The following is a 24,667-nucleotide window of genomic DNA, read 5'->3' on the forward strand; positions in this document are numbered from 1 at the left end:
CGCCAGGTCCCTACCCGCCCCATGCCCGAACCCGAAAGGAGGTGCCTCTTATGGGACGCATCCGCGCCCGCCTGCTCGACACCGGCCCCATCGTCGTCCTGGCGGTCATCGCCGCTGTCGGGTCCTTCACCCACATCAGCGACCTGGCCAACCGCCACGGGCAGCACGGCTGGCAGTCCTGGGCGGTGGCCGTGTGCATCGACTTGATGTGCGTCATGGCCGCCCGCGAACTCCAGCGCGACAAACGCACCGGCCGCCGCCGCCACGGCCCGCTCTCATGGCCGGCACTTGTGCTGACCGGCGGCATCGTCCTCACCCTGGCCGCCAACCTGGCCACCGCGCACCCAAGCGTGTGGGGCTGGATCACCGCCGCCACACCCGCCGTCGCCTTCCTGGTCGCGGTCTCCATGCTGGAGCGCCGCGCCTCCCACCGATCCCCTCCCGGACCGATGGACGACGAACAGCCCGGCCCCGCCGAAGCCGTGGCGGCCGTCGAGGTGCCACAGCTAGACCCGGCCCCGCTGACCGCTCCGGGTCCTGCCGAATCAGCGGCGGTCGAGTCCGGTCCGTCGCCCGCGCTGCTCGCCTACGCCCGCCGCCTGGCGGACGACCACCACGCCACACACCAACGGCCCATCACCGGTGACCTGCTCGCCACCCGCATGCACGTCTCGCCCGACCTGGCCGCCGACCTGCTCACCCACCTCCGGAAGGAACCCGTCGCATGACTCACGAGCTGACCCTCCCTCACCTGATCGACGCCGCCCGCGCCTGGGCGCGAGGCTCCTTCGCCCTGGAGGCCGCCGTCGAACTGCTCATCCACCACGGCGTGTGGCTCCAGCGACGGGAGTTCCACCGCTACGCCATGGACTACATCACCACCACGTACAACCGCGTCCCGTTCGTGATCATCGACTGGCAGTCCGCTCACCACGCCCTCTCCCGGGGCCGCATGCCCTGCTCCCGCAGCGAGGCCGCCGTCCTGCGCATCGCCCTGTCGATCGCCGACGCGTTGCCGGTCGAACTCGGCCCCGCGATCACCGGCCTGGACTCCATCAACTTCGTCCGCGTCCTGGCCGCGATGAACCACGCCCACGGCGACCGCACCGCCTGGACCTCCGTGAGAGGAGACACCACGTCGTGAAGCGGCTCTACTGCCGCCGCTGCCTTGGCTTCGGCACCATCACTGCCTATCGCAGCCAGCCTCAGCCCACCGGCCAGACATGGATCATCGAGGTCTCGGAGACCTGCCCGACCTGCCGAGGAAAGGGCACCCGGTGATCTCCGAGCACCCTCCCACCCGATCATGACCCGCTTGCCGTGCCCGTTCTGCGCCTGCTGCGCCCGGTACGGCTGCGACTTCGACGGCGACCCGCCCGACTGCGACACCACCACACCCGACGAGCCATGCCCCTGCACCCGCCAAGGAGGTGAACCCGAATCATCCAGTTCTACGCCTGCGCCACCTGCAACGGCACCGGCCTTCACGACGACGACACCTGCCGCGACTGCTCTGGCACCGGCATCGACCTCGACAGCCGCGACTAGCTCCGGCGACGCCACCACGGGACGGCTCAAGCCTGGCAGCCCGCCGTCCCAGTGGGGCGTCACCCTCCGCACTCAACGAAGGAACTCCAGTATGCGCGACCGGCCCTGTCCGGAATGCGACGGCCACGGCTCCGTCCGCGTCCGCTCGCCCCGTACCCACCAACTGTTCGTCATCTACTGCCCGTGCTGCGAAGGCAGCGGAGAGGAGGCTCAGTGACCGAAGCACCCGCCCAGCTCAGCGACCTCATTGGTTCGGCCATTCGGGACCTGGCCCGCCACTCCAACCAGGACGTCACCCGCTGGCTTCACCAGGTCGACCGGCTCCGCGGCTGCACCGACCCGATCCGCCTCACCGGCGAATCCACCACCCTGAACAGCACCACCGGCGAACTCCTGCACACCTTCACCACCCGCGACCAACCACACGGCCAACTCCTGATCCGCTGCGGCAACCGCCGCGCCTCCCGCTGCCCGGCCTGCGCCGAGACCTACCGCCAAGACACCTTCCACCTCATCCGCGCGGGCCTGCTCGGCGGAGACAAGGGCGTCCCGGAGATCGTCCGCACCCACCCACGCGTCCTCGCCACACTCACCGCCCCGTCCTTCGGCCCCGTTCACCGAGGCCCCGACAAGGACGGCACGCTCAACCTCTGCCACCCGCGCCGGACCGGCCCGGCCTGCTTCACCCGCCACCAGAAGGGAGACCCGACCATAGGCCAACCACTCGACCCCGACACCTACGACCACACCGGCCACATCCTGTGGAACGCCCACGCCGCCGTCCTCTGGCACCGCTTCACCATCTACCTCCGTCAGCACCTGGCCGCCGCCACCGGCCTGACCCGAAAGGAGTTCGCCCACACCGCCCGCCTGTCCTTCGCCAAGGTCGCCGAGTACCAGGCCCGGGGCATCGTCCACTTCCACGCCGTCATCCGCCTCGACGGCCGCGAGGGCGACACGCTCACCAACCCGCCCGCCTGGGCCACCCTCGACCTGCTCACCACCACCATCACGTCTGCCGCCGAAGCCGTCCGCCTGCCCGCCCCGGAAACCGGGCAACCGCTCACCTGGGGCGCCATCGACGTACGCCCGATCCAAACCGCCGGCCTCGACGCCGACGCCCTGTCCGAGGCCACCGTCGCGGGCTACATCGCCAAGTACGCCACCAAGGCCGCCGAGACCTCCGGCACCCTGGACCGCCGCGTCACCCGGCAAGACCTCGCCCACCTGCACACCCATGGCGTCACCGAACACGCCGCCCGCCTGATCCGCACCGCCTGGGACCTCGGCGACACCGACACCCACCCGGACCTGGCCCCGCTCCGGCTGCGCCGATGGGCCCACATGCTCGGCTTCCGTGGCCACTTCTCCACCAAGAGCCGCGCCTACTCCACCACCCTGACCGCCCTGCGCCGAGTCCGCGTGGAGTACCGCGAGGCCCAAGAGCTGCAACGCCTGAGACACGACCCGACCAGCACTCTCGTCCTCGCCCACTGGAAGTACGCCGGACAAGGCTTCACACCCGGCGAATCCGCCCTGGCCGCCACCGTCAACGAAGGAGGCAAGCATGGCCGATGACGTCCAGCTCTACCGCGTTCCTGACGCCATGCTGAAGCTCCGCATGAGCCGCAGCGTCATCTACGAGCAGTTGCGCTCCGGTCGCCTCCGCTCGGTCAAGCAGGGCCGCTGCCGCCTGATCCCGGAGAGCGCCCTCCGCGAGTACATCGCCCTGTTGCAGCAGGAGGCGTCATGACGAAACGCCGCAGCCGCGGGGACGGCGGCCTGCACTGGGACGAGTCCCGCCAGCGCTGGATCGCCTCGGTCACGGTCGGCTACACCCCGGCCGGGAAGCGCATCGTCAAGAAGGCCAGCGGCAAGACCAAGACCGCCGCCAAGGACAAGCTCAAGCAGATCATCCGCGACTACGAAGACGGCCTGGTGGTCTCCGGGGCCGGCTACACCGTGGCGGACGCCGTGCAGAACTGGCTGGACTACGGGCTCAGCGGGCGAGACGCCGCGACGGTGGAGAAGTGCAAGATCCTCGCGAACAAGCACGTCATCTCCGGCCTGGGCGCCCGCAAGCTCGTGGACCTGACGGCGGACGACGTTGACCGCTGGCTGGCCGACAAGTCGAAGGACCTCAGCACCCGTACCCTGCGCGAACTGCGATCCATCCTCGTCCGCTCGATCTCAAGGGCTCAGGCCCGCGACAAGGTGAAGCGCAACGTCGTGCTCCTGTGCGAGATCCCGAAGGGGAAGGAGGGCCGCCCGTCCAAGTCGCTGACCCTGGCCCAGGCCGAAGCCGTTCTCAAGGCGTCGGAGGGCACAGCCCTGCATACGTACGTCGTCCTGTCGCTGCTCCTCGGTGCTCGCACGGAGGAACTCCGCGCGCTCACCTGGTCGCACGTCAACCTGGATGGCACACCGCCGTCCATCATGGTCTGGCGCTCCGTCCGTGAAGGAGGCGACACCAAGACCAAGAAGTCCCGCCGCACCCTGGCGATGCCGAGGCGCTGCGTGGATGCCCTCAAGCTCCACCGCGAGCGCCAGGACGTGGCCAAGAAGGCGGCGGGCGACCGCTGGCAGGACAACGACCTCGTGTTCGCGTCCAAGGTCGGCACGGAGCTCGACGCGCACAACGTCCGCCGTTCCTTCCGAGCCATCGTCAAAAAGGCCGGCCTCGACCCGAAGGACTGGACACCTCGCGAGATGCGGCACAGCTTCGTCTCGCTGCTCTCCGACTCCGGCATGCCCATCGAAGCCATCTCACGCCTGGTCGGCCACCGCAACACCAGCGTGACGGAGACCGTCTACCGGAAACAACTCCGCCCAGTGTTGCTAGAGGGAGCCGAGGCGATGGACAACATCTTCAGACCTAAATCCGATACCGCCCACAAAGATCATGGGGACTCACACACCATGCCCTCATGAGTAGCGACCTTGGGAACCTCCTGGCGTCCAGACGGCAGGAATTGGGCCTGAACCAGCGCGTGATTGCCGATCACCTCGGCCTGTCTCAATCCGCCATCTCCGACTTCGAGCAAGGTAAGAGACTTCCGACCCATGCTCAGATGATCAAGTTGACGGAGATACTTAAGATTCGTCTGGGCCAGCTCTACGACCGTAGCCCCAACGATCGAGACGAGTCAGACAGTGATGATGTGGAACGAGCGATTGCAGAGTCCAAACTAGATCGAAAACAACAGGACGCCCTGCTCATGTTCTACGGGTGCCTCCGGCAACGGGACTCCATAGGCAACGTGGCCTGGCTCCGCTACCGGTTGCCAGCGGAACGCGACGAGGCACAGTCACCCAGTTAGTCACCCGGCAACGCGAAAGGCCGCTTCCAACGCCCTGGAAGCGGCCTTTGACCTGGGTGGAGATGAGGGGATTCGAACCCCTGACCCCTTCGATGCGAACGAAGTGCGCTACCGGACTGCGCTACATCCCCAAGGACTCGTTTAGGTTAGCATCCCCCCGAGGGTTCTCGCGCCACCCTTTCAGTCCCCCACCGCGCGCCTGGGCGGCTCCGCGTACTGGTCGAACAGCACGTCCTCGTGCAGCGCCGTCAGGTCGATCACCTCGGCCGGCGGCTCCTCGGCGAGGGCCTGGCGGCGCTGGCGGGCCCGGCGCCGGCGTTCGGCGAGGGCCTGGCGGGCGCGTTCGCGGCGCTCCTTGTCCACGTGTACGGCGACCCGCAGGAAGCACAGGTAGCCCACCGTGACCAGCACGGACGGCGCCACGCCCCACCAAGGGATCATCTTGACCGCCGCCGTGACCACGGACGCCACCACCAGCAGCACGCAGAAGAACAGCAGCCGGCGCCGCCGGGCCACGATGATCGCCCGTCGCCGGAGCCGGAACTGCCGGACGTCGACCTTCTCGAACTCGCCCGTGGGCGGCCCGGTGAGCAGCCCGATGCCGGCGTCGTCCTCGTAGCCCTCGGCCGCCGCGGCGGCGGCCAGGTTGTCGAGGTCGGGGAGCTGGTGCTCGCCGGTGTAGTACTCCTCGAGCTCGGCCAGCTCGGCGAGGTTGGTCTTGTCCTTGCGCAGCCACATCGGGATGAGGACGCACAGCCACATCACGACGATGGCGAGATAGAGGAGGACGCTGCTCACGACCACCTCCGGGCAGCATGAAGACGCGGGTCGGCTCGTTGCGTCTTCAATCTGCTCACGTCACGCACCGTAAGACCGCGTGTCACTGATTGACGAGCATTCGGTGCGGTGTGTCGCGAGATCGTCAAACCTCTTCGACAGAAGACCCCCCGCGAGCCGCTGACTCGCGGGCGCGACGCCACTGTACGAGCAGCCCGCCGGGGACGTCCTCGACGGTCAACGCGTAGCAAATGTGGTCGCGCCAGGCTCCGTCGATGTGAAGTTGGCGACGCCGAATGCCTTCTTCCCTGAATCCGAGTTTCTCAACCACCCTACGACTGGCGGAGTTCTCGGGGCGGATGTTCGCCTCCAGCCGATGCAAACCGGTGGTGAAGAAGCAGTGGTCGACGGCCATGGCGAGGGCGGTGGGGGTGATGCCGTGACCGGCCAGTTTGCCGTCGATCCAGTAGCCGACCTGGGCGGAACGGGCGGATCCCCACACGATGGCGCCGACGGTGAGCTGTCCGGCGAAGCGCCCCTCGTACGTGACCACCCAGGGCAGCGCGAGCCCCTGCCTGGCCTCCCGCCGCAGGGTGCCGACCATGGACACGTACGGGCCGAGCCCGGTCCTGAACAAAGGCGTCTCGGGGTTGCTCGGCTCCCAGGGGCGCAGCCAGTCGGCGTTGCGCAGCCTGGTCTCCCGCCACACGCGTACGTCGCCCAACCGCAGCGGCCGGAGGCCGACCGGCCCTTCGTTGAGGCTCACCGGCCAGCCGCGAAGTCGATCCACAACTCTCATCATCCCCCCAACGGGCACGATGTCGCCACGCGCGGATCGAAGTAGTGCTCAGCGCGGGTGATCGCCGCCGCGGATCTGCTCGACGGCGTGCCGCAGAATGGGCGCGAGTACGGCGACACCGTCCCTTACGCCGCCGGACGAACCGGGCAGGTTGACGATCAGGGTGTCGCCGGCCTGCCCCGCGAGCCCCCGGGACAGGATCGACGTCGGGACCTTCTCGCGATTGGCCTGCCGGATCGCCTCCGCGATGCCCGGGATCTCCCGGGAGATCACGCGGGCGGTCATCTCCGGCGTGAGGTCCATCGGCGTCAGCCCGGTGCCCCCGGTGGTGACCACGACCTCGTAGCCGCCGAGGACGCCGTCCCGCAGCGCCATCTCCACCGGCTCGCCGTCGGGGACGACCACGGGGCCGTCGACGACGTCACAGCCGGCCTCGTCACGCAGCAGCCGTACGAGCAACGGCCCGGATTTATCCTCATAAATCCCGGCCGACGCCCGGTTCGACACCGTGATCACCAGCGCCCGCATCATCATGACCGCGTCCATCGTCCGGTCTTGCCGCCCAGCTTCTCCTCCACGCGCACGTCGGTGATCATCGCGCCCGGATCGACCGCCTTGACCATGTCGATGAGCGCGAGCGCCGCCACCGACACCGCCGTCAGCGCCTCCATCTCCACGCCGGTGCGGTCGGCCGTCTTCACCCGGCAGGTGATCGCCACGCCCCAGTCCTCGACGTCCAGCGTCACCTTGACGCCGTGCAGCGCGATCGGATGGCAGAGCGGGATCAGGTCCGGCGTACGTTTCGCGCCCATGATGCCGGCGATCCGCGCCACCCCCAGCGCGTCGCCCTTGGGCACCTCGCCCGTACGCAGCAGCGCGACGGTCTCGGCCGACAGCAGCACCCGCCCGGTGGCGACGGCGCTGCGCGCGGAGACGTCCTTGGCGGAGACGTCCACCATGCGGGCGGCGCCGGTCTCGTCGAGGTGCGTGAGCCCGCCGGCGTCCGGTCCGGTCACAGCCGGATCACCTCCACCTCCGCCCCCGCGGGCACCTCGGTCACGTCCTCGGGCACCACGATCAGCGCGTTCGCCGAGGCCAGCGCGGCGAGCTGGTGGGAGCCCTGCCCGTGCACCGGCGACACCGTGCCGTCGGCGGCGAGCACGCCCCGCAGGTAGGACCGCCGCCCCGCGGGCGAGCGCAACGACCCGGTGACGCACGCGGTGACGGACTCCGGCATGCCGGACGGCAGCCCGCGCATCTTGGCCAGCGCCGGCCGGACGAACAGCACGAACGACACGAACGACGACACCGGATTGCCGGGCAGCGCGAAGATCGGCACCTGGTCGTCCCCCAGCACGCCGAACCCCTGCGGCATCCCGGGCTGCATGGCCACCTTCTCGAAGCGTACGGTCCCGAGGGGCGACAGGGCCTCCTTGACCGGTTCGTACGCGCCCATCGACACCCCACCGCTGGTGATGATGGCGTCGGCGCGTACGAGGTCGGTGTCGAGCCGGTCGAGCAGCACGGCGGGATCGTCCCCGACCGCCCCGGCCCGGAACCCCTCCCCGCCCGCCTCCCGCACCGCGGCGGTCAGCGCGAAGCTGTTGGAGTCCCAGATCTGGCCGGGCCCGAGCTGCCCGCCCGGCTCCACGAGCTCGGCGCCCGTGGCGATGACGACCACCCGGGGCCGCGGCCGCGCGAGCACCCGCCGCCGCCCCACCCCGGCGATGATGCCGAGCTGCGCGGGCCCGATCAGGGTGCCCGGCTTGAGCACGACGTCACCGGACTGGACGTCCTCGCCGGCCCGGCGGATCGCGTTGCCCGGCCCGGTGGAGCGCTCGATGCGTACGGAGACCGTCCCGCCGTCCGTCCACTCGACCGGGACCACGGTGTCGGCCCCGGCCGGCAGCGGCGCGCCGGTCATGATGCGTACGGCGTGGCCGGGCCCGACGGCGCGCAGCTCGTCGGAGCCGGCCGCGACGTCGTCGACCACCGGCAGGGTCACCGGAACCTCGGCGATGTCGGCGGCCCGTACGGCATAGCCGTCCATGGCCGAGTTGTCGAACGGCGGGAGCGGCACCGGCGCGGAGACCTCCTCCGCCAGCGTCGCCCCCAGCGACTGCTCCAGGTCGAGCTCGATGGGCGCGAGCGGGCGCACCGTGGCCAGGATGTCGGCCAGGTGCGCCTCGACCGGCTTCAGCGCGCTCGCCGATCCAGCCGGATCAGCCGACCTCATCGAGGAACTCCCGCAGCCACGGGACGAACTCGCCCGCCAGATCCTCCCGATCCGCCGCGAACTTCACCACCGTGCGCAGGTAGTCCAGCTTGTCGCCGGTGTCGTAGCGCCGCCCGCGGAACAGCACCCCGTGCACGGGGCCGCCCTCCTCGGAGCCGCGCCCGGCCAGCGTGCGCAGCGCGTCGGTGAGCTGGATCTCGCCGCCGCGCCCCGGCGGGGTGTTCTCCAGCACCTCGAACACCGCCGGGTCGATCACGTAGCGCCCGATGATGGCCCAGTTGGAGGGCGCCTCGTCGGCCGGAGGCTTCTCCACGAGGTCGGTCACCTTCACGACGTCGTCCTCGGCGGTCGCCTCGATCGTCGCCACGCCGTACAGGGAAACCTGCTCCTTCGGCACCTCCATCAGAGCGATCACGCTGCCGCCATAGGTGTCGCGCACCTCGATCATGCGCTTGAGCAGCGCGTCACGGCGGTCAATGAGGTCGTCACCGAGCAGGCACGCGAACGGATGGTCGCCGACGTGCTGCTTGGCACAGAGCACGGCGTGGCCGAGTCCCTTGGGCTCACCCTGCCGCACGTAGTGCAGCGTGGCCAGGGACGCGGGCTCGCGGACCTGGGACAGCCGGTGCTCATCGCCCTTGGCCTCAAGGACCTCCTCAAGCTCGAACGCGCGGTCGAAGTGGTCCTCGATCGATCGCTTGTTCTTGCCGGTGACCATCAGAACGTCCAGGAGGCCCGCGGACGCGGCCTCCTCGACGACATACTGGATCGCGGGCTTGTCGACGATGGGCAACATCTCCTTGGGTGTCGCCTTGGTCGCCGGAAGGAACCGGGTGCCCAGACCCGCGGCGGGCACGACGGCTTTCGTCACAGGGTCGAAGTCAGCCATGAGTAGACCCTAGTGGAGGGACCTATGGACAAGATGAACCTCCGTCGTCAGCTGAACGCGGCGCGCGCCTCTCTCTCCCCGGACCAACTACGCGCAAACGCCATCAAGGCCCGCGAAACGCTGCTCGACCAGCCGTGGGTCCAGATGGCCGGACTGGTGGCCTGCTACTGGTCGGCGGGGGTGGAGCCGGAGACGCACGGGCTCGTGTTCGCTCTCTGGAAACATGGAGCCACCGTCATGCTGCCGGTGCTGCGCGACGACAACGACCTCGACTGGGCGGTCTACGACGGGCCGGACACGCTAGCCCCCGGCCGCCACGGCATCATGGAGCCGGTCGACACCCGCCGCGGCGTCGACGCCATCCGCACCGCCGCGCTGGTGATCGTGCCCGCGCTCGCCGTCGACCGCACGACCGGCGTACGCCTCGGCCGCGGCGGCGGCTCCTACGACCGCGCCCTCGCCCGCGTCGGCCCGAACGTCCCGACCGTGGCCCTGCTGCACGCAGGCGAGCTGCTCGACGGCGTGCCGGCCGAGCCACATGACCAGCAGGTCCGCTTCGCGATGACACCCGAGGGACTCATTAGTCTTATGTGACCGCGGGGACGAGAAGGGGGCCGGATGACGCATGATGTCTGGCTGCTCGCCGGCGCGGCCATCGTCATCGCGGCCATCGTCTCCGTGCGCGTGGCGCACTTCAGCGGCCTGCCGAGCCTCCTCATCTTCCTCGGGTTCGGCCTCGTGCTGGGCGACTTCGGGCTCGGGCTGTCGTTCGAGTACCCGTTGCTCGCCCAGCAGATCGGGCTCACCGCGCTCGCGCTGATCCTGGCCGAGGGCGGCCTGACCACGACCTGGTCACACGTACGCAAGTCCGTGCCCATGGCGTTGATCATGGCGCTGGTCGGCGTGACGGTCAGCATCGTCGTGGTCGCGCTGGCCGTCCAGGGCATCCTCGGCCTCGACGTCAACACCGCGCTGCTCCTCGGCGCCGTCCTCGCCTCCACGGACGCCGCCGCGGTCTTCTCCGTCCTGCGCCGCCTGCCGCTGCCGCCGCGGCTGGCCGGCATCCTGGAGGCGGAGTCCGGATTCAACGACGCCCCGACCGTCATCGCCGTGACCCTGCTCAGCAGCGCCGTCCGCGAGGCGCCTGACGTCGGGACGTTCCTCTTCGAGACCGGGCTCGAACTCGTCATCGGCGCCGCGATCGGCCTCGCCGTCGGACCCGCGGGCGCCTACGCCCTCCGCCGCATCGCGCTCCCCGCCTCCGGCCTCTACCCGCTCGCCGTGCTCGCGCTCACCTTCGTCTCGTACGGCGGCGCCGTGCTCCTGCACGGCTCGGGCTTCCTGGCCGTCTACCTGACGGCGCTGATCCTCGGCAACTCGCGCCTGCCGCACCGGGCCGCCACCCGCGGGTTCGCGGAGGGCGCGGCCTGGCTGGCGCAGATCGGGCTGTTCGTCATGCTCGGCATGATGGCCAGCCACGAGGAGATGCCGTCCGCGGTCGTGCCCGGGCTGATCACCGGGACCGTCCTCGTGCTCCTCGCCCGGCCGCTGTCGGTGCTGGTCAGCGCGGCCTTCGCGTGGGCGCTGCGGCTGGGCTGGGTGAGCTGGCGCGACCAGGCGTTCCTGTCCTGGGCGGGGCTGCGGGGCGCGATCCCCATCGTGCTCGCCACGATCCCCTGGGCGGCCGGCGTCGAGGGCTCCAAGGACATCTTCAACCAGGTCTTCGTGATCGTCATCGTGTTCACGCTGGTCCAGGGGCCGACGCTGCCGTTCGTGGCCCGCGTGCTCGGCGTGACCTCGCCAGGGGAGGTGCGGGACCTGTCGGTCGAGTCCGCGCCGCTGGAGGAGCTCAACGCCGACCTGCTGCAGGTCAAGGTGCCGCCCGGCTCCCGTCTGCACGGCGTGGAGATCTTCGAGCTGCGGCTGCCCTCCGACGCCCAGGTGACCCTCGTCGTACGGGACGGCAAATCGTTCGTACCCGGCGGCTCCACCCGCATCAGATCCGACGACCAGCTCCTCATCGTCACCACGGCAACCTGCCGTGACCAGGTCGAACGCCGCCTGCGCGCCGTCAGCCGCAGCGGCAAGCTGGCCGGCTGGTACGGAGAACGAGGTTTGGAATAGCCGTTTGACCGGATCGGTTACCATTAGCAGTCGCAACGCTCGAGTGCCAGAGTCTGTAGGAGGAGCCGCGTGCCGACTTACCAGTACGCCTGTAACGACTGCGGTGAGCAGCTCGAGGTCGTCCAGAAGTTCACGGACGACGCTTTGACGGTGTGCCCGAAGTGCGAGGGCAACCTGCGGAAGGTGTTCTCCGCGGTGGGCATCGTGTTCAAGGGCTCCGGCTTCTACCGGACCGACAACCGCACGTCGTCCTCTTCTTCGTCGACCTCCTCGTCGAACGGATCGTCCGGCTCCTCGTCGAACGGGTCGTCCTCGGACGGCGGGTCGAAGTCCTCGGAGAGCAAGTCCTCCTCGGGCTCCTCCAGCTCGTCCTCCTCCACGCCGGCCCCGGCCGCCGCCTCCAACTGACGCGCGCCCGCCGGACGGCCTCGTGCCGTACCGGCCGGCCGCCTTCGTACGTGGGACGCGCATACAAGCAGCCAACCGGCCTATCCCAACCACATACGGCCGCGCCCGACCTGCCCGATCACAGCAGCCCGATCTGCCCCGTGAGGAAGCCGGACCTGCCCGGCCACAGCAGCCCGACCTGCCCGGGTCCAGCCCGACCTGCCCGGGTCCAGCAGCCCGATCTGCCCCGTCACGGCAGCGTCACCTGCCCGGGCCCGGCAGCGCCACCTACCCGGTCACAGCAGCTTGACCATCTCTGGTCGCGCAGCACCACTGCCGTGCAGCGCCACAGCCTGACCGTCGCCACGACCGTACCCACCACCAGGCTCATCGCCGCAGCCACGTCACGACGTAACTGCCCCCTCGACCGCCGCGCGCATCAGGCCCGTCGACGCGGCCACCATGGGTCCGTACAACAGCGCAAACCGTCCCACAACCGCGCGCCAGCCGCACGCCCCTCCCCTAGGGTCACAACAAAGTCGGGGTCACCAATCGGGCATCCGCTGCGCCGATCACCTCCCGTCCACCACACTGTTGTCCGCGGCCATCACGTGCCCACCTTCGATCTGGTTTGCGCCTTGAAGGGTCACGCGATGGCCGTCACCATGTCTCAACGCTCGCCCGCGTCCCTTCCGCCACCCTGCCCGCGGGCCGACCCCCGCCCGCGTGTCAGCCTCCGCCCCACCCGCTACCCCCGACTTGGACTGCCCGCATGCCGGCCCCGCCCGTGTGCCAGCCTCCGCCCCACCCGCTACCCCCGCCTTGGACTGCCCGCGTGCCGGCCTTCCCCGCCCACACGCCGGCCTCCGCCCGGCGTGTCAGCCTCCGCTCCACCGGGCACCCCAGCCTCCGCTCCGCTCGCGTGCCACGGCCTCTGCTCCGCTCGCGTGCCACGGCCTCTGCTCCGCTCGCGTGCCGCGGCCTCCCCCGGCCCGTGCCCGCCCGCACTCATGCTCCCGCCAAACCCTCATCACTTGTGCTCCCGCCAACCCCCATGCGGCCGTGAACACGCCCCCGGCACCCCAATCCCGCACGCCACCCCTCAAGGCGGGGGCCGATCACCTCGCGCCCCCAACAACTCCGGCGCCACCTGATCCACCATCCGCTCAAGCTGCGGATCCTCCCCCCAATCCGCGACCAGCCGCCTCAACCCCTCCCGCGAACACCCCACCAACCGCGTCACCGCCCGCTGCCCCTCCTCCGTCAGCCGCAGCGCCTCCTCGTCCTCCGACCTCCGCACCAACCCCATCGCCACGAGCTGATCGACGTAAGGACGCCCCCACTCCTTACTCTTCTGCGCGCGTTCGGCAAGTTCGTCCCCCCGCACCCACCCTCCCTCGGCCAACCGCGCCAGCACCCACACCCCCTGCGGCGAGATCGCGTCGAGCCCCGCCGCCGCCCCGAGCCGCTCGTAATATCCCCGCCGCAGCCAGCCGCATCAGCCCTCGCTCCACCTCCGCCAGCGACGACCGCTCCGCCGACGTAGCCCCCAGCCCTTCCCCTAGGTCCGCCGCCTTGGTCGTCTCCCGCAACCGCGTCTGCGGAATGAACCAGCTCAGCACGAACGCCCCGAACACGACCGGCGCCGCCACCCGGAACACCGCCGCGATCGCGTCCGCGTACACGTGCAGAAAATCTGCAGCCAGCTCCCGAGGCAGTCGCTGGATGACGGTCGGGTCCTCCTGCACCCGCCGCGGCTCGAACCCCGGCGGCAGCCGCGCCCCCCGCAACGCCTCCCGCAGGTCGCTGTTCAGCGTCGCCGCGAACACCGCCCCCAGCGCCGCCACCCCGAACGACCCCCCGATCGACCGGAAGAACGTCGCCCCGGACGTCACCACCCCGAGATCCTTGAAGTCGACCGCGTTCTGCACCACTATCACCAGCACCTGCATGGTCATCCCGAGCCCGACCCCGAGGACCAGCAGGTAGACCCCCATCGTCAGCAGGCTGCTGTGCTCCGTCATCGTCGACAGCAGAACCAGCCCGGCCGACGCGAGCAACGTCCCCGCGATCGGCAGAAACCGGTATTTCCCCGTCCGGGTGATGATCTGCCCACTCACGATGGACATGGTCAGCATCCCCGCCATCATCGGCAGCAGGTAGACCCCCGACAGCGTCGGGCTGACCCCGTGCACCACCTGCAGGTAGAGCGGCAGGTAGGTGAGCGCCCCGAACATCCCGAACCCCACCACGAACCCCACCGCCGACGCCATGGAGAACGCCCGCAGCCCGAACAGCCCGAGCGGCAGCACCGGCTCGGCCGCCCGCCGCTCCGCGAACACCCACATGACCAGTAACGCCACCGCCGCCCCGGCCAGCCCCACCACCACGGGCGACGTCCAGGCGTACGTCGTCCCGCCCCACGTGGTGACCAGCACCAGGCACGACGTGGCCGCACCGAGCAGCACGACGCCGGCGTAGTCGATCGCGTGCCTGGCCCGCGCGAGGTCCCCGGGCAGCACCGTCGCGATCACGAACAACGCGACCGCGCCCAGCGGCAGGTTCACGTAGAAGACCCAATGCCACGACAGCCGGTCCACGAACACCCCGCCCAGCAGCGGCCCCACGATGCTCGAAACGGCGAACACCGCCCCGAAGAACCCCTGGTAACGCCCCCGTTCGCGGACCGACACCACGTCACCCACGATCGCCTGCGCGAGCACCATGAGCCCGCCGCCCCCGAGCCCCTGGAGCCCCCGGAACGCGATGAGCTCCCCCATGTTCCGGCTCAGCCCGCAGAGCGCCGATCCCACCAGGAAGATGACGACGGCCCCGATGAACAGGCGCTTGCGCCCGTACTGATCGCCCAGTTTGCCCCAGAGGGGCGTGGAGACGGTGGAGGCGAGCATGTATCCCGTGACCACCCAGGCCAGCTGCTCCAGCCCGCCCAGGTCGCTCACGATCGTCGGCAGGGCCGTGGACACGATCGTCTGGTCGAGCGCCGCCAGCAACATGCCGAGCATGAGCGCGACGATGATGAGACCGAGACGCTGTTGTCGCATGCGGCGATACTACTCTTCGTACTGATGTTCTCACGCACTGCGACGATGGCACGTTATCCACAGAACGCCGCTCGGCCGCACCGGGCCCCGCACCGACCCGGCTACTCTCTGCGCCATGGTCACTCGCGCAGACATCGGTGTCATCGGCGGCTCCGGCTTCTACTCCCTCCTCGACGACGCGGAGGAGATCGAGCTCGCCACTCCCTACGGCCCCCCGAGCGACGTCGTCACCGTCGGGCGCATCGGCTCCCGTTCGGTGGCGTTCATCCCTCGGCACGGCCGCGATCACCGCTTCCCGCCCCACAGCATCCCCTACCGCGCCAACCTGTGGGCGCTACGCTCCCTCGGCGTCCGCCAGGTGCTCGCACCGAGCGCCGTAGGGTCCCTGCGAGCCGATTACGGCCCCGGCACCATGGTCATCCCCGACCAGCTCGTCGATCGCACCTCAGGGCGTGTCCAGACTTATTACGACACCGGCGGCGCCGTCCATGTCTCCTTCGCCGACCCTTACTGCCCGTCCGGCCGGGCGACGGCCTCGGACACCGCCCGGGCCACCGGCTGGCACACCGCCGACGCCGGCACCCTCGTGGTCATCGAGGGCCCCCGTTTCTCGACCCGCGCCGAGTCCCAATGGTTCGCCGCCAACGGCTGGTCCATCGTCGGCATGACCGGCTTCCCCGAGGCGATCCTGGCCCGCGAGCTGGCCCTCTGTTACACGTCCCTCTGCCTGGTGACCGATCTCGACGCCGGCGTCGAGGCGGGGCAGGGGGTGACCCACGACGAGGTCCTCGAGTTCTTCGCCCAAAACGTCACCCGCATGCGCTCCCTGGTCTCCGCCACCGTCCAGGCCCTTCCCGAGGAACGCACCTGCCCGTGCGGCAGCGCACTCGACGGCCTCAAGCTCCCGTTCGACCTACCGTGATCAGGAGCTGGCTGGTCCGCTACGGCCGTCGCCGCCGCCTCATCGCGGCGGCGCTCGCCGCCCTGGCCGTCCTGTCCGCCTACGCGGCGACCCGCCCCACCCCGCCCGCGACGGTCCTGGTGGCCGCCCACGACCTCCCCGCGGGCCCCCTGACGCCCACCGACCTGACCCCCGTCCCCCTCAATCATCCACCGGCCGGCGCGATCCGCCGCCTCGCCCCCGGCACCACCCACCACCTGACGTCCCCCATGCGCCGCGGCGAGCCTTTGACCGACGCCCGCCTGCTGAGGACGGCCTACGCCAGCCTCCCGCCGGGCATGGTCGCCACTCCGGTACGCGTCAACGACCCCGACGCCGCAGCCCTGCTCTCCCCAGGCGCCACCGTCAACGTCCTGGCCACCTGGCCGCAAGCCACCGCACCCACCCCCGCCCGCGCGATCGCCGAAGCCGTGACCGTCATCACGATCCCCCCGCCACGCACCCAGCGCGACCTCTCGTCGTCCACGCCACGCGGCACCCTTCTCCTCCTGGCCACGACAACCACCCAGGCCGCAGAGCTGGCAGCGGCCCAGTCCACCGCCCACCTGTCGATCACCCTGCCACCACCAACCTAGCGAAGAGTAACTGTCCGGCTACGATCTGCTCATGAGCGGTTTCAAGAAGTTCCTCATGCAAGGGAACGTCATCGACCTGGCCGTCGCGGTCGTCATCGGCGCGGCCTTCAACTCGATCGTGCAGTCCTTCGTGGCCGACCTGCTGACCCCGCTGATCTCAGCGTTCGGCGACCTCCCTGACTTCTCCTCCCTCAAGGTCACCATCGGCCGATCGAACTTCATGTACGGCAACTTCATCAACGCGATCATCTCGTTCCTGATGATCGCCGCAGTCGTCTACTTCCTCGTCGTGAAGCCCTACACCCATCTCAAGGAACGCACCGCAGCCAAGATCGAGTCGACCACCCGCGACTGCCCCGAGTGCCTGTCGGAGATCCCGAAGCAGGCCTCCCGCTGCGCCTTCTGCACAACCGAACTGATAGCGGCCTGAACCCCGGCCGACGTCAATCGAGCAGTGACCCCAGCTGGGGGTCGTACTCCCAATGCCACGGCTCAAACGGGCTGCTGTAGGCCCACGACGGATGGAACCATCCATACTTCTTGGAGTTCTTCTCCATCCACACGAACTCCACGGACCCTGACCGTTCCACGCCGCCGCACAGGTCCACAGCCAGCCCGAGCCCGTGGTTGCTCCGCCCCGGCACAGCCGCGAACCCTGGCCGCCGATAGTAGACGGCCTGCTGCTCCGCCAGGCTCCGATAGGCGTCGGTCACGCACATCTGCTTGCCGAACCGCTGCTTGAAAGCCTCGTTCAGACTGACGAACGCGATCGTCGCGTCCGCCCGCAGGCTGAACCCCTTCTGCTGCAAGGGACAGAGCATGCCCCTGGGAATGAGCCCATTGGGATACTCGCCGGCGGTGGCGGCCCGCAACGGGTCGCAGCCGAGCGCCGCCCGCCCCACCTTGTCAATCTTGATGCCCAGCTTCACCAGCGCCGCGGTCAACGACTTCACGATCTTGTCCGACCGCTGCCGCAACGTGTCGATCTCGGCCGCGAGCTGCGCCTCCGCCAGCAGGTTCCCCGCCCGCAACTCCTGCGCCTCGCTCGCCAACTGCTCGGCCTGCGCGTACAGCGCACTCGTCTGCTGTACGGCCTGCTGCCGTACCGCCACGATCTGGTTGGCATCGCTGAGCGCCCGCAGAGTTTTCTGGTCAGCGCCGCCGGTCAGGAAGGGCAGCACTCCACCACCATTGAGCGGCTGCACATACAACAACTCAGCCATCTGCGAAACGGGCTGCCGCATCACCAAGAGCCGCCGTTCCAGCTCCTGCAGCGCCGTAAGCTTCCCCTTGAGCTGCTTCTCGGAGGCGGCGATCGTGCTACGCCGTTTCTCCAGAGCCTTGGTGGCCTCTTCCAGTTCCTTGGCCGACCGCTCCGCTTCTTTCCTCAGCTCGGTCAGATTGCCGGGATCCTGCCGCTCCTGAACCCGCCGATCACTCTGTGCCGAAGTCTCCGCCTCCGCCGCCCCCACCTGCGCCGAGGACACCACCAGAGAAGCCACCATCGCCACGACAGCCGCGATCAGACCCGCTGATCGAGGGGCTGGCACGTTCGACTCCTCCGTATGCAAACTCGTTACCCGGGTCAGGCACGCACGTTACTACAGCCCTCCGAGTGTCCGGACCGAATGCCGAAGAGCTGTTATGAGACAAAAGCCCACTTTGCTCAACCACCCCGTCCCACCAGCCCCGAAACCCCGCCCCCGGCAGGGAACAGGCACTCCCGCACTCAGATCCCGGACAACAGCCCATCGGCGAACCCCTGCACCTCCTGCCGCTCCCCGGCCCGGCACACCTCCCACAACCACGTCTCCTCCCACTCCCCCGGACACCCCTCACGAGGCCGAACCGGCACCGGCGCATAAGGCTCCTCCACCTCCACCCCACGACGCCGGCCACCTCCCCCGCGCGCCGCCGAATCCGAAGCCCTCGCCCCCTCACCCTCAGCCCGCCGTCGACCACCACCTCCATCAGAAGCCGTGCTCACCACCGCCTTCTCGTCCCGATCGGCCAGCACAGCCTCCGCCCGCACCACGACCTCACGGGGCACCCCAGGCACGAACCCCCCGTACACCCACTGGGGCCGAGCCGGAGCAGACACGTACAGCGGCTCGAACGCCATCACCGCAACCCGTCCCCCGCCTCCCAGCGCACCGACATGGTCCGACCGATCGCCAAACCCCCGCACCTGCCCCGCCAGCAACCCGCCGGCCAGAATCCCCGGCGCCAGCAACGCCCCGAACAACACCACAGGCCGCCGCCGCGCCCGCCTACACCGCCTCATGGTCACCCGCAGAAGCTAGCCCCGCCGAACGAGCGGACCCCCGACCACTTGTCAGGCCTTTACCGCAGCTCAGACCACCCATAACCAACCCCGCCGAACTGGTCCCGCCCCCATGTCCCACGCAGTGCCATACTTTCGCTAGGCTTACGAGAGTCCGCCTCCGTAGCTCAGGGGATAGAGCACCGCTCTCCTAAAGCGGGTGCCGCAGGTTCGAATCCTGCCGGGGGCACTCACCTAGATCGGCATTTCAGGCCCCTGACCTGCGGTTTCACAGCCGCAGGTCTTTGCTTTCCGGACCTCGATAGGCAGCCAACGGTGCCCGCATGCGGCCATAAGACCATGATCAGGGGACATACGCGGGATGATCTTGATGACGTTTCCCCAGGTCGCACCGCGTTTTTAGCCCGTCACGTTCACCGGTACCCGCTTCCGGCCGCGCGGCACGGGGAGCACAGTCAGCCTGATCGTCCTGAATACGTGCGTAACCTCCGCTTGAAATGCGCACTCACCGGCCCAGTACGCGGGCCGCTCCGGCGACAACGGTGGTGCCGGAAGAGCGCAAGACTCAATCGTCCGGCTTGCCACGCGTGCCGGTGTACATGGCGGCGATTGGCGGGCGGCGCGCTGGATCAGATGGGCCAGGCGCAGGCGACGCCCCTCACAACGGGCTCAGGCCAGCGACGTGGAGATCGTCATGATGGCGCTGATCGCCGTGATCGTCGTCGGTCCGACCAACCTCAGCCAGTACAGATCTGGCAATCCGTCCAGACGGGTGACCAGGCCGTCAGCTCCTGCGGGCCATGTCCTGGCCGTGCGCAGCAGCGGCGTGAGGATGATCTCGTCGATGAACGACGATTCGATGTCGGGGCCCTTGCCGACGGTAACGTGCCGCACATCCTCCAGCAGCAGGCTCACCATCGGCCATGTCCGGGTCTGGACGATCTTGATGTCGAGTTGGTCGCGCTCGCCGAGCGCGGCGAAGGCCACCATGTCGAGGTAACCACCGACGCAGTGCGGAAGCACTGCGTCGGCTCGCTCACACGTCGTCGTGACCGTGCTGTCTACCACGGGTCGCTCAGCATTGAGGTAATCGGAAAATCATCCATGCCGAAGCGGCGCGCTGGGAGGACGACGAACAAGAGCACAGGCGGACGGTGTTGTGCCCGGGTCACCTCACTTCTGGCCTGAGAGTAGCTTGCGGGCCTTGTCCAAGCGCGTAGCGAACCCTTCGTGGACAAAGCCGGGCGGGCAAAGTGTGGCGTATCGCTCAAGGATCGCCACTTCGGCGGCATAGTCCTTCTTCCGGCGGTAGATGATCGCGGCGCGCTCGTAGTATCCAGGCGCGGGAGAGTCTTCAAGAATCCGGGCCTGCGCTTCGATCGCGGGGAAGATCCGTGCGAGCAGGGCCAGTGCGTCATCATCTCGTTTCTGAGTTCGGTACTGATCGAGAAGAGGAATCATCTCGGTATAGTGGCGCCCGTCTACGAGAGAGGCGGCATCGGCGGCTCGGCGGCGCTTAATGTCGGCCTCGGCGCGAGCTACCATTCGCTCTTCCTCGCGGGTTGGCTGCGCGTATGGGTCGATCTTCACGCGTATACGGGTACGCGGAGCCGAAGCAGGCCGTCGTGACCCTGATGCAGAGCGACCTGAGAACCAATCGCTGAACCAACCCATTGGGTTTCCTCTCAAAGGCATGCCGAGGCGCGAAGAATGATCTCCTGGATCGTCTTCTTATACTTCTTTGCCGTTTGACTGTTACAAGCGAGGGCTACGAGATTGCTCGTATGGTGCGAGGAGACTGCTACGTCACCCACCGAACGCTTCCTCGGCGGCTACGCCGGCCTGCCGCCGGAGTCACAAGAAGTAGGTCGGGCCTGCTGTGCGTGTCAGTCTTTCTCGGTCGGGAGGGGCAGGAGTCCCGACTCGTTGACGAGCCAGAATTCAGCGCGACCATAGAACCATTCGAGCATTGAGCCATCATTGTGGCGCCGTGCCCAACCAGCAGGTCCATCGAGAACGATGGTCGCATATCGAGCTTCACCTAGTACTCCAGTGACACTTGGCGATCTTGCAGCGTTCGGGTCACATGGCGACGGCCACCGCGTGATCATTCGGAGTTTGTGAAGACAACCAAAAATCGTGCGGTGGCCGCGAGCCACAGCGTAGACCCTGATGGCTGGATGGTCATCTTCAACGAGCTGATGGCCCGGATCGCCGGCCGGTTCGGCCGCATCGAACCACGTCGCGCGGCGAATGCGTACGTGCGTGGACTGCTGACCGGCCTCGACCTCAAGAACTGCTGGAACCTGGCCGAACACGCCGGACTCGCCGGCCCCCAGAAGCTGCAGCGGCTGCTGCGCACCGCTCGCTGGGATGCCGACGCCGTACGCGATGACGTGCGAGCCTTCGTCGTCGACCGGCTCGGCCCCGGCGGCGTCCTGATCGCCGATGAGACCGGCTTCATCAAGAAAGGCACCGCCTCGGCCGGGGTACAGCGGCAATACAGCGGCACCGCGGGCCGGATCGAGAACTGCCAGATCGGCGTGTTCCTGGCCTACGCCACCCCGGCCGGGCGGGCGCTGCTGGACCGGCGTCTCTACCTGCCCGAACACGCCTGGCTGGCCGACCCCGGCCGCTGCCAGGCGGCCGGCATCCCGGACGAGGCCGGCTTCGCCACCAAGCCCGCGCTGGCCACCGCCATGGTGCTGGCCGCGCTGGAGGCCGGCGTTCCCGCCCGTTGGGTGACCGGTGATGAGGTCTACGGCCAGGGCCCACGCCTGCGCGCCACCCTGGAAGAGCGCCGGATGGGGTACGTCCTGGCCATTGCGGGCAACCGGCGCATCCGCCTGGACGGCGTCCAGGTCAGCGCGGCCGAGGTCACCGCAGCGGGTGGCCGACCGGCACTGGCACCACTACCGCGCCGGACAGGGAGCCAAGGGCCCGCGCTGGTATGCCTGGGCCTGGGCCCGCATCGACGAGGACCAGCCCGGCGGGTTCCGATGGCTGCTGATCCGCCGCAACCTGACCACCGGCGAGCTGGCCTTCTACCGCTGCTACGCCCCCGACCGGCAGCCCCTGATGGCCCTGGTCAAGATCGCCGGTGTCCGCTGGGCGGTCGAGGAGTCCTTCCAAGCCGCCAAGGGGCAGACCGGCCTCGACCACTACCAGGTGCGAGGCTGGACGGCCTGGCACCGGCACATCACCCTGGCCATGCTCGCCCTGGCCCTGCTGGCGGCCATCGCCGCCGCCCAGCCGTCCGACACCCACGACCGCATCAAGCTGACACTCCCCGAGATCCGGCGGTTGCTGGCCGCGTTCACCTTGACCACGACCCACACGATCACGGACCTTCTGCGCTGGTCAGACTGGCGTCGCCGCCATCAGGCAACCGCCCGACACTGCCACTACCAGCGCAGATCCCAACCATGATCGCGATGTGTCACTGGAGTACTAGGCGAGTTGGAGACCTCAACGGTTGAACCCGGGCCAATTACCTCCCCGAGAGCTGGGAGTCGAGGCTACTGGAGACTTTCCTGCGCGCGGCCACCCCGACCAGCAGGACCGCCGCGAGGTGGGCCACGTTCAGCACGTGGTCGACACCACCGGCGCCGATTCTCACCGAGACTCTCCGGCTTTCAAGGCGGTCTTGAGGACGTCGATGGCCTGGGCCATGGCGGCGCTGGTGGCCTCGGTGGCGCGGACGGGGTTGAGCATCATGAAGTCGTGCAGCGTGCCGTTGTAGCGGACGCTGGAGGTGGGCACCCCGGCCGCGATCAGCTTGCGGGCGTAGGCTTCGCCCTCGTCACGCAGCACGTCGTTCTCGTCGACGATGACGAACGCGGGCGGCAGGCCCTCGAGGTCGTCCAGGGAGGCGCGCAGCGGCGACGCGGTGATCTCGGCGCGCTGAGCGGGATTTGTGGTGTAGGCGTCCCAGAACCAGGCCATCGCCTTGGCCGTCAGGTACGGCCCGTCGGCGAACTCTTGGTAGCTGTCGGTGTCCTGGCCGGCGTCGGTGACCGGGTAGTACAGGGACTGGTGCACGAAATGCACGTCACCGCGCTGCTTGGCCAGGATGGTCAGGGCCGCTGTCATGTTGCCTCCGACCGAGTCGCCCGCGACGGCCATCCGGGAGGGGTCCAGCCCCTCCTCGGCGCCGAACTTCACGATCCACTGGGCGGTGGCATAAGCCTGCTCGATGGCCACCGGGTAGCGCGCCTCGGGCGAGCGGTCGTACTCGACGAAGACGACGGCCGCGCCCGCGCCGACTGCGAGCTCGCGCACGAGCCGGTCATGGGTGCCCGCGTTGCCGATGACCCAGCCGCCGCCGTGCACGTACAGGACGACGGGGAGCATGCCCGTCGAGCCGACGGGCTTGACGATCCGCACTCGCACGTTCCCAACCTCGGCGGGGACGACGATCCACTTCTCGTCCACGTCCGGCTTGGCGATCGGGGCGGCCTGGAGGTCGTCGAGGACCTTGCGGGCGCCCTCGGGGCCGAGCTCGTACAGGAACGGCGGGTTCGAGGTGGCCTGCGCCAGTTCCCAGGCAGCGGGCTCGAGGATGTGCCTGTTCATGCCGCGCCTTCTTTCGCTGTGGAGCAGCTGCGTGCTTCGCGCGGCACGAAGGCGAAGGTGGGACCTGCGCCGCCGGGCAGCGCCATCAGGGCCTGCGCCTGGGCCCTGAGCGTGAACATGGTGCGGGTGGCGTCCGTGAGCCGTTTCGGGTCGCCGTTGAATGCCTGCTCCAGCAGGTTCAGCAGGGTGCTGTAGGTGGTGTCGAACAGATCCTGCGCCGCCCGTACGGCACTGCCCGGCTCGGCGGGCCGCGGGTTGGGTGTCATCGGTAGCACGCCGTCCGGGTCGATGCCGACCTTCTCGCCGGTCGGACCGGTTCTCGGGGTGTCGCCCCGCTGGTAACGGCGGCCGAGCTTGAGCTCCTGAAAGCGGTAGTAGTGGGCGACCTCTTTCCGCTCGGGGTGGAGGACGTCCTGGTCACCGTCCCAGACCTCGCCGCGGGCGTTGCCCTCCCCCTGCTCGACGATCTCCTTCAGCGCGCCGAGCGCGGACTCCAGATCCTCGACGGCGAACAGCGATCCGGCAGTGTGACGGAAGTGGGCGCCGCTCACCTGCCGGGCCGGGTCCCCGCAGAACACCTCCTTCTCACCGAGCGTTTCGCACAGGTAGCGCAACCCCTGCTCGATCGCGGCGTAGAACTGCCCGATCGTCTCGTAATCGTCGTCCTCCGGCGGTGCGCCGGGCGGCGCGGGCCGTTCCAGGCGCAGGAACATCTCCAGCGCCTCCGCGCCGAACGGCACCAGCGACACCTCCAGACCGCCATGAGGCAGCTTGCGCGGATGCGGCGGCAGCATCCCCGGCATGTCCAGACGCGGCGTGCCGCCGACGGCGTTGAGCAGGTTCGCCGCCAGCACCAGGTGCAGCATCTCCTCCACGAAGACGCCGCTCACCACCTCCACAGCCGCCGGGTTACGCTCCGGATCCAACGAGTACAGCGCGGTCAGGTACGGCGGCAGCGTCGCGTGCTCCAGCTCGATCGCCCACTGCAGGTGCTCACGCAGGCTGCCGAGCGTGCCGATCCGAACCGGTCGTTCGTGGTTCATTCGTGTCATACCTCAGGTTGTCGGCATGGCGGATCGGACCGCCGGCCGGTGGGCCGGCGGCCTGGTTCGATCCTGGGATCAGGCAGC

General features: G+C 69.0%; 26 protein-coding genes, 2 tRNA genes and 2 pseudogenes. 15 read left to right on the forward strand and 15 right to left on the reverse strand.

Annotated elements, in window-relative coordinates; genetic code table 11:
* Positions 1 to 50 precede the first annotated feature (50 nt).
* From ABD292_RS24660 to ABD292_RS24690, 7 genes are all read left to right on the forward strand, one after another.
* A complete protein-coding gene (locus ABD292_RS24660; RefSeq protein ID WP_344211108.1) occupies positions 51 to 728 on the forward strand; it encodes a DUF2637 domain-containing protein in 678 nt (225 codons plus the stop codon).
* Positions 725 to 1,144, forward strand: coding sequence for a hypothetical protein (locus ABD292_RS24665; protein WP_344211110.1), 420 nt, complete (start codon positions 725 to 727; stop codon positions 1,142 to 1,144). Before ABD292_RS24660 ends, ABD292_RS24665 begins: the two co-directional genes overlap by 4 nt.
* A complete protein-coding gene (locus ABD292_RS24670; protein WP_177240897.1) occupies positions 1,141 to 1,281 on the forward strand; it encodes a hypothetical protein in 141 nt (46 codons plus the stop codon). The genes ABD292_RS24665 and ABD292_RS24670 overlap by 4 nt, the downstream gene beginning before the upstream one ends.
* Positions 1,282 to 1,761: 480 nt before the next feature.
* Positions 1,762 to 3,126: a replication initiator gene (locus tag ABD292_RS24675; protein ID WP_245775076.1), complete on the forward strand. Its 1,365-nt coding sequence runs from the start codon at positions 1,762 to 1,764 to the stop codon at positions 3,124 to 3,126.
* Positions 3,116 to 3,301: a helix-turn-helix domain-containing protein gene (locus ABD292_RS24680; RefSeq protein WP_091086446.1), complete on the forward strand. Its 186-nt coding sequence runs from the start codon at positions 3,116 to 3,118 to the stop codon at positions 3,299 to 3,301. Before ABD292_RS24675 ends, ABD292_RS24680 begins: the two co-directional genes overlap by 11 nt.
* Positions 3,298 to 4,479: a site-specific integrase gene (locus tag ABD292_RS24685; RefSeq protein WP_091086445.1), complete on the forward strand. Its 1,182-nt coding sequence runs from the start codon at positions 3,298 to 3,300 to the stop codon at positions 4,477 to 4,479. The genes ABD292_RS24680 and ABD292_RS24685 overlap by 4 nt, the downstream gene beginning before the upstream one ends.
* Entirely contained in the window at positions 4,476 to 4,868 is a 393-nt protein-coding gene (locus tag ABD292_RS24690; protein ID WP_091086442.1) for a helix-turn-helix domain-containing protein, read from the forward strand. The genes ABD292_RS24685 and ABD292_RS24690 overlap by 4 nt, the downstream gene beginning before the upstream one ends.
* 57 nt (positions 4,869 to 4,925) lie before the next feature.
* On the opposite strand, the gene ABD292_RS24695 is transcribed toward ABD292_RS24690, so the two are convergent.
* The 7 genes from ABD292_RS24695 to galU form a co-directional block, all read right to left on the reverse strand.
* Positions 4,926 to 4,999: transfer RNA gene (locus ABD292_RS24695), tRNA-Ala, on the reverse strand.
* Between the two features lie 49 nt (positions 5,000 to 5,048).
* Positions 5,049 to 5,666: a divisome protein SepX/GlpR gene (sepX, locus tag ABD292_RS24700; RefSeq protein ID WP_344211116.1), complete on the reverse strand. Its 618-nt coding sequence runs from the start codon at positions 5,664 to 5,666 to the stop codon at positions 5,049 to 5,051.
* A gap of 124 nt (positions 5,667 to 5,790) precedes the next feature.
* Positions 5,791 to 6,444, reverse strand: a complete 654-nt coding sequence (locus tag ABD292_RS24705) for a GNAT family N-acetyltransferase (RefSeq protein ID WP_329592790.1) — start codon at positions 6,442 to 6,444, stop codon at positions 5,791 to 5,793.
* A 48-nt stretch (positions 6,445 to 6,492) separates the two neighbouring features.
* Positions 6,493 to 6,990: a MogA/MoaB family molybdenum cofactor biosynthesis protein gene (locus ABD292_RS24710; protein WP_344211118.1), complete on the reverse strand. Its 498-nt coding sequence runs from the start codon at positions 6,988 to 6,990 to the stop codon at positions 6,493 to 6,495.
* Positions 6,975 to 7,460, reverse strand: coding sequence for a cyclic pyranopterin monophosphate synthase MoaC (moaC, locus tag ABD292_RS24715; protein ID WP_344211120.1), 486 nt, complete (start codon positions 7,458 to 7,460; stop codon positions 6,975 to 6,977). The genes ABD292_RS24710 and moaC overlap by 16 nt, the downstream gene beginning before the upstream one ends.
* Positions 7,457 to 8,680, reverse strand: coding sequence for a molybdotransferase-like divisome protein Glp (glp, locus tag ABD292_RS24720; protein WP_344211122.1), 1,224 nt, complete (start codon positions 8,678 to 8,680; stop codon positions 7,457 to 7,459). Before glp ends, moaC begins: the two co-directional genes overlap by 4 nt.
* Complete coding sequence (galU, locus tag ABD292_RS24725; RefSeq protein WP_344211124.1) at positions 8,667 to 9,569, reverse strand: UTP--glucose-1-phosphate uridylyltransferase GalU; 903 nt, start codon at positions 9,567 to 9,569, stop codon at positions 8,667 to 8,669. Before galU ends, glp begins: the two co-directional genes overlap by 14 nt.
* A gap of 24 nt (positions 9,570 to 9,593) precedes the next feature.
* Between galU and ABD292_RS24730 the strand changes: the two genes are divergently transcribed.
* The 3 genes and pseudogenes from ABD292_RS24730 to ABD292_RS24740 form a co-directional block, all read left to right on the forward strand.
* Positions 9,594 to 10,163 (forward strand): 5-formyltetrahydrofolate cyclo-ligase, encoded by a 570-nt coding sequence (locus ABD292_RS24730; RefSeq protein ID WP_344211126.1) that lies wholly within the window; start codon positions 9,594 to 9,596, stop codon positions 10,161 to 10,163.
* A gap of 24 nt (positions 10,164 to 10,187) precedes the next feature.
* Positions 10,188 to 11,693 (forward strand): potassium/proton antiporter, encoded by a 1,506-nt coding sequence (locus ABD292_RS24735; protein ID WP_344211128.1) that lies wholly within the window; start codon positions 10,188 to 10,190, stop codon positions 11,691 to 11,693.
* Positions 11,694 to 11,762: 69 nt separating this feature from the next.
* Positions 11,763 to 11,855 (forward strand): annotated as a pseudogene (locus ABD292_RS24740) (FmdB family zinc ribbon protein); the annotation flags it as partial.
* Between the two features lie 62 nt (positions 11,856 to 11,917).
* Here the strand turns inward: ABD292_RS24740 and ABD292_RS24745 are convergent.
* Positions 11,918 to 12,097, reverse strand: a complete 180-nt coding sequence (locus ABD292_RS24745) for a hypothetical protein (RefSeq protein ID WP_344211665.1) — start codon at positions 12,095 to 12,097, stop codon at positions 11,918 to 11,920.
* Between the two features lie 1,329 nt (positions 12,098 to 13,426).
* Entirely contained in the window at positions 13,427 to 15,142 is a 1,716-nt protein-coding gene (locus ABD292_RS24750; protein WP_344211130.1) for an MDR family MFS transporter, read from the reverse strand.
* Between the two features lie 115 nt (positions 15,143 to 15,257).
* Here ABD292_RS24750 and ABD292_RS24755 point away from each other — a divergent pair, with 115 nt between their 5' ends.
* Genes ABD292_RS24755 through mscL form a run of 3 tightly spaced genes read left to right on the forward strand, consistent with a single transcriptional unit; the run spans position 15,258 to position 17,108 of the window.
* A complete protein-coding gene (locus ABD292_RS24755) occupies positions 15,258 to 16,064 on the forward strand; it encodes an S-methyl-5'-thioadenosine phosphorylase (protein WP_344211132.1) in 807 nt (268 codons plus the stop codon).
* The gene (locus ABD292_RS24760; protein ID WP_344211134.1) at positions 16,061 to 16,678 is read left to right on the forward strand and encodes an RcpC/CpaB family pilus assembly protein; all 618 of its coding nucleotides are present in this window, start codon (positions 16,061 to 16,063) and stop codon (positions 16,676 to 16,678) included. Before ABD292_RS24755 ends, ABD292_RS24760 begins: the two co-directional genes overlap by 4 nt.
* 31 nt (positions 16,679 to 16,709) lie before the next feature.
* On the forward strand, positions 16,710 to 17,108 hold the full coding sequence (gene mscL / locus ABD292_RS24765; protein WP_344211136.1) for a large conductance mechanosensitive channel protein MscL: 399 nt from the start codon (positions 16,710 to 16,712) through the stop codon (positions 17,106 to 17,108).
* Positions 17,109 to 17,121: 13 nt separating this feature from the next.
* On the opposite strand, the gene ABD292_RS24770 is transcribed toward mscL, so the two are convergent.
* Positions 17,122 to 18,183 (reverse strand): D-alanyl-D-alanine carboxypeptidase family protein, encoded by a 1,062-nt coding sequence (locus ABD292_RS24770; protein ID WP_344211649.1) that lies wholly within the window; start codon positions 18,181 to 18,183, stop codon positions 17,122 to 17,124.
* A 935-nt stretch (positions 18,184 to 19,118) separates the two neighbouring features.
* Here ABD292_RS24770 and ABD292_RS24775 point away from each other — a divergent pair.
* Positions 19,119 to 19,191, forward strand: a tRNA-Arg gene (locus tag ABD292_RS24775).
* A gap of 440 nt (positions 19,192 to 19,631) precedes the next feature.
* Here ABD292_RS24775 and ABD292_RS24780 read toward each other — a convergent pair.
* Together ABD292_RS24780 and ABD292_RS24785 are read right to left on the reverse strand one after the other, a co-directional pair.
* Positions 19,632 to 19,952 (reverse strand): hypothetical protein, encoded by a 321-nt coding sequence (locus ABD292_RS24780; RefSeq protein WP_344211138.1) that lies wholly within the window; start codon positions 19,950 to 19,952, stop codon positions 19,632 to 19,634.
* A 183-nt stretch (positions 19,953 to 20,135) separates the two neighbouring features.
* Entirely contained in the window at positions 20,136 to 20,552 is a 417-nt protein-coding gene (locus ABD292_RS24785; protein ID WP_344211140.1) for a hypothetical protein, read from the reverse strand.
* 611 nt (positions 20,553 to 21,163) lie between these two features.
* On the opposite strand from ABD292_RS24785, the pseudogene ABD292_RS24790 reads away from it, so the two are divergent.
* Positions 21,164 to 22,391, forward strand: a pseudogene (locus ABD292_RS24790) (IS701 family transposase).
* Between the two features lie 61 nt (positions 22,392 to 22,452).
* Here the strand turns inward: ABD292_RS24790 and ABD292_RS24795 are convergent.
* Genes ABD292_RS24795 through ABD292_RS24805 form a run of 3 tightly spaced genes read right to left on the reverse strand, consistent with a single transcriptional unit; the run spans position 22,453 to position 24,580 of the window.
* Positions 22,453 to 22,581 (reverse strand): hypothetical protein, encoded by a 129-nt coding sequence (locus ABD292_RS24795; RefSeq protein WP_344211142.1) that lies wholly within the window; start codon positions 22,579 to 22,581, stop codon positions 22,453 to 22,455.
* Entirely contained in the window at positions 22,578 to 23,537 is a 960-nt protein-coding gene (locus ABD292_RS24800; RefSeq protein WP_344211144.1) for an alpha/beta hydrolase, read from the reverse strand. The genes ABD292_RS24795 and ABD292_RS24800 overlap by 4 nt, the downstream gene beginning before the upstream one ends.
* The gene (locus ABD292_RS24805) at positions 23,534 to 24,580 is read right to left on the reverse strand and encodes a ferritin-like domain-containing protein (RefSeq protein ID WP_344211146.1); all 1,047 of its coding nucleotides are present in this window, start codon (positions 24,578 to 24,580) and stop codon (positions 23,534 to 23,536) included. Before ABD292_RS24805 ends, ABD292_RS24800 begins: the two co-directional genes overlap by 4 nt.
* Positions 24,581 to 24,667: the final 87 nt, after the last annotated feature.

It is taken from the genome of Nonomuraea bangladeshensis, assembly GCF_039529455.1.
Lineage (GTDB): Bacteria > Actinomycetota > Actinomycetes > Streptosporangiales > Streptosporangiaceae > Nonomuraea > Nonomuraea bangladeshensis.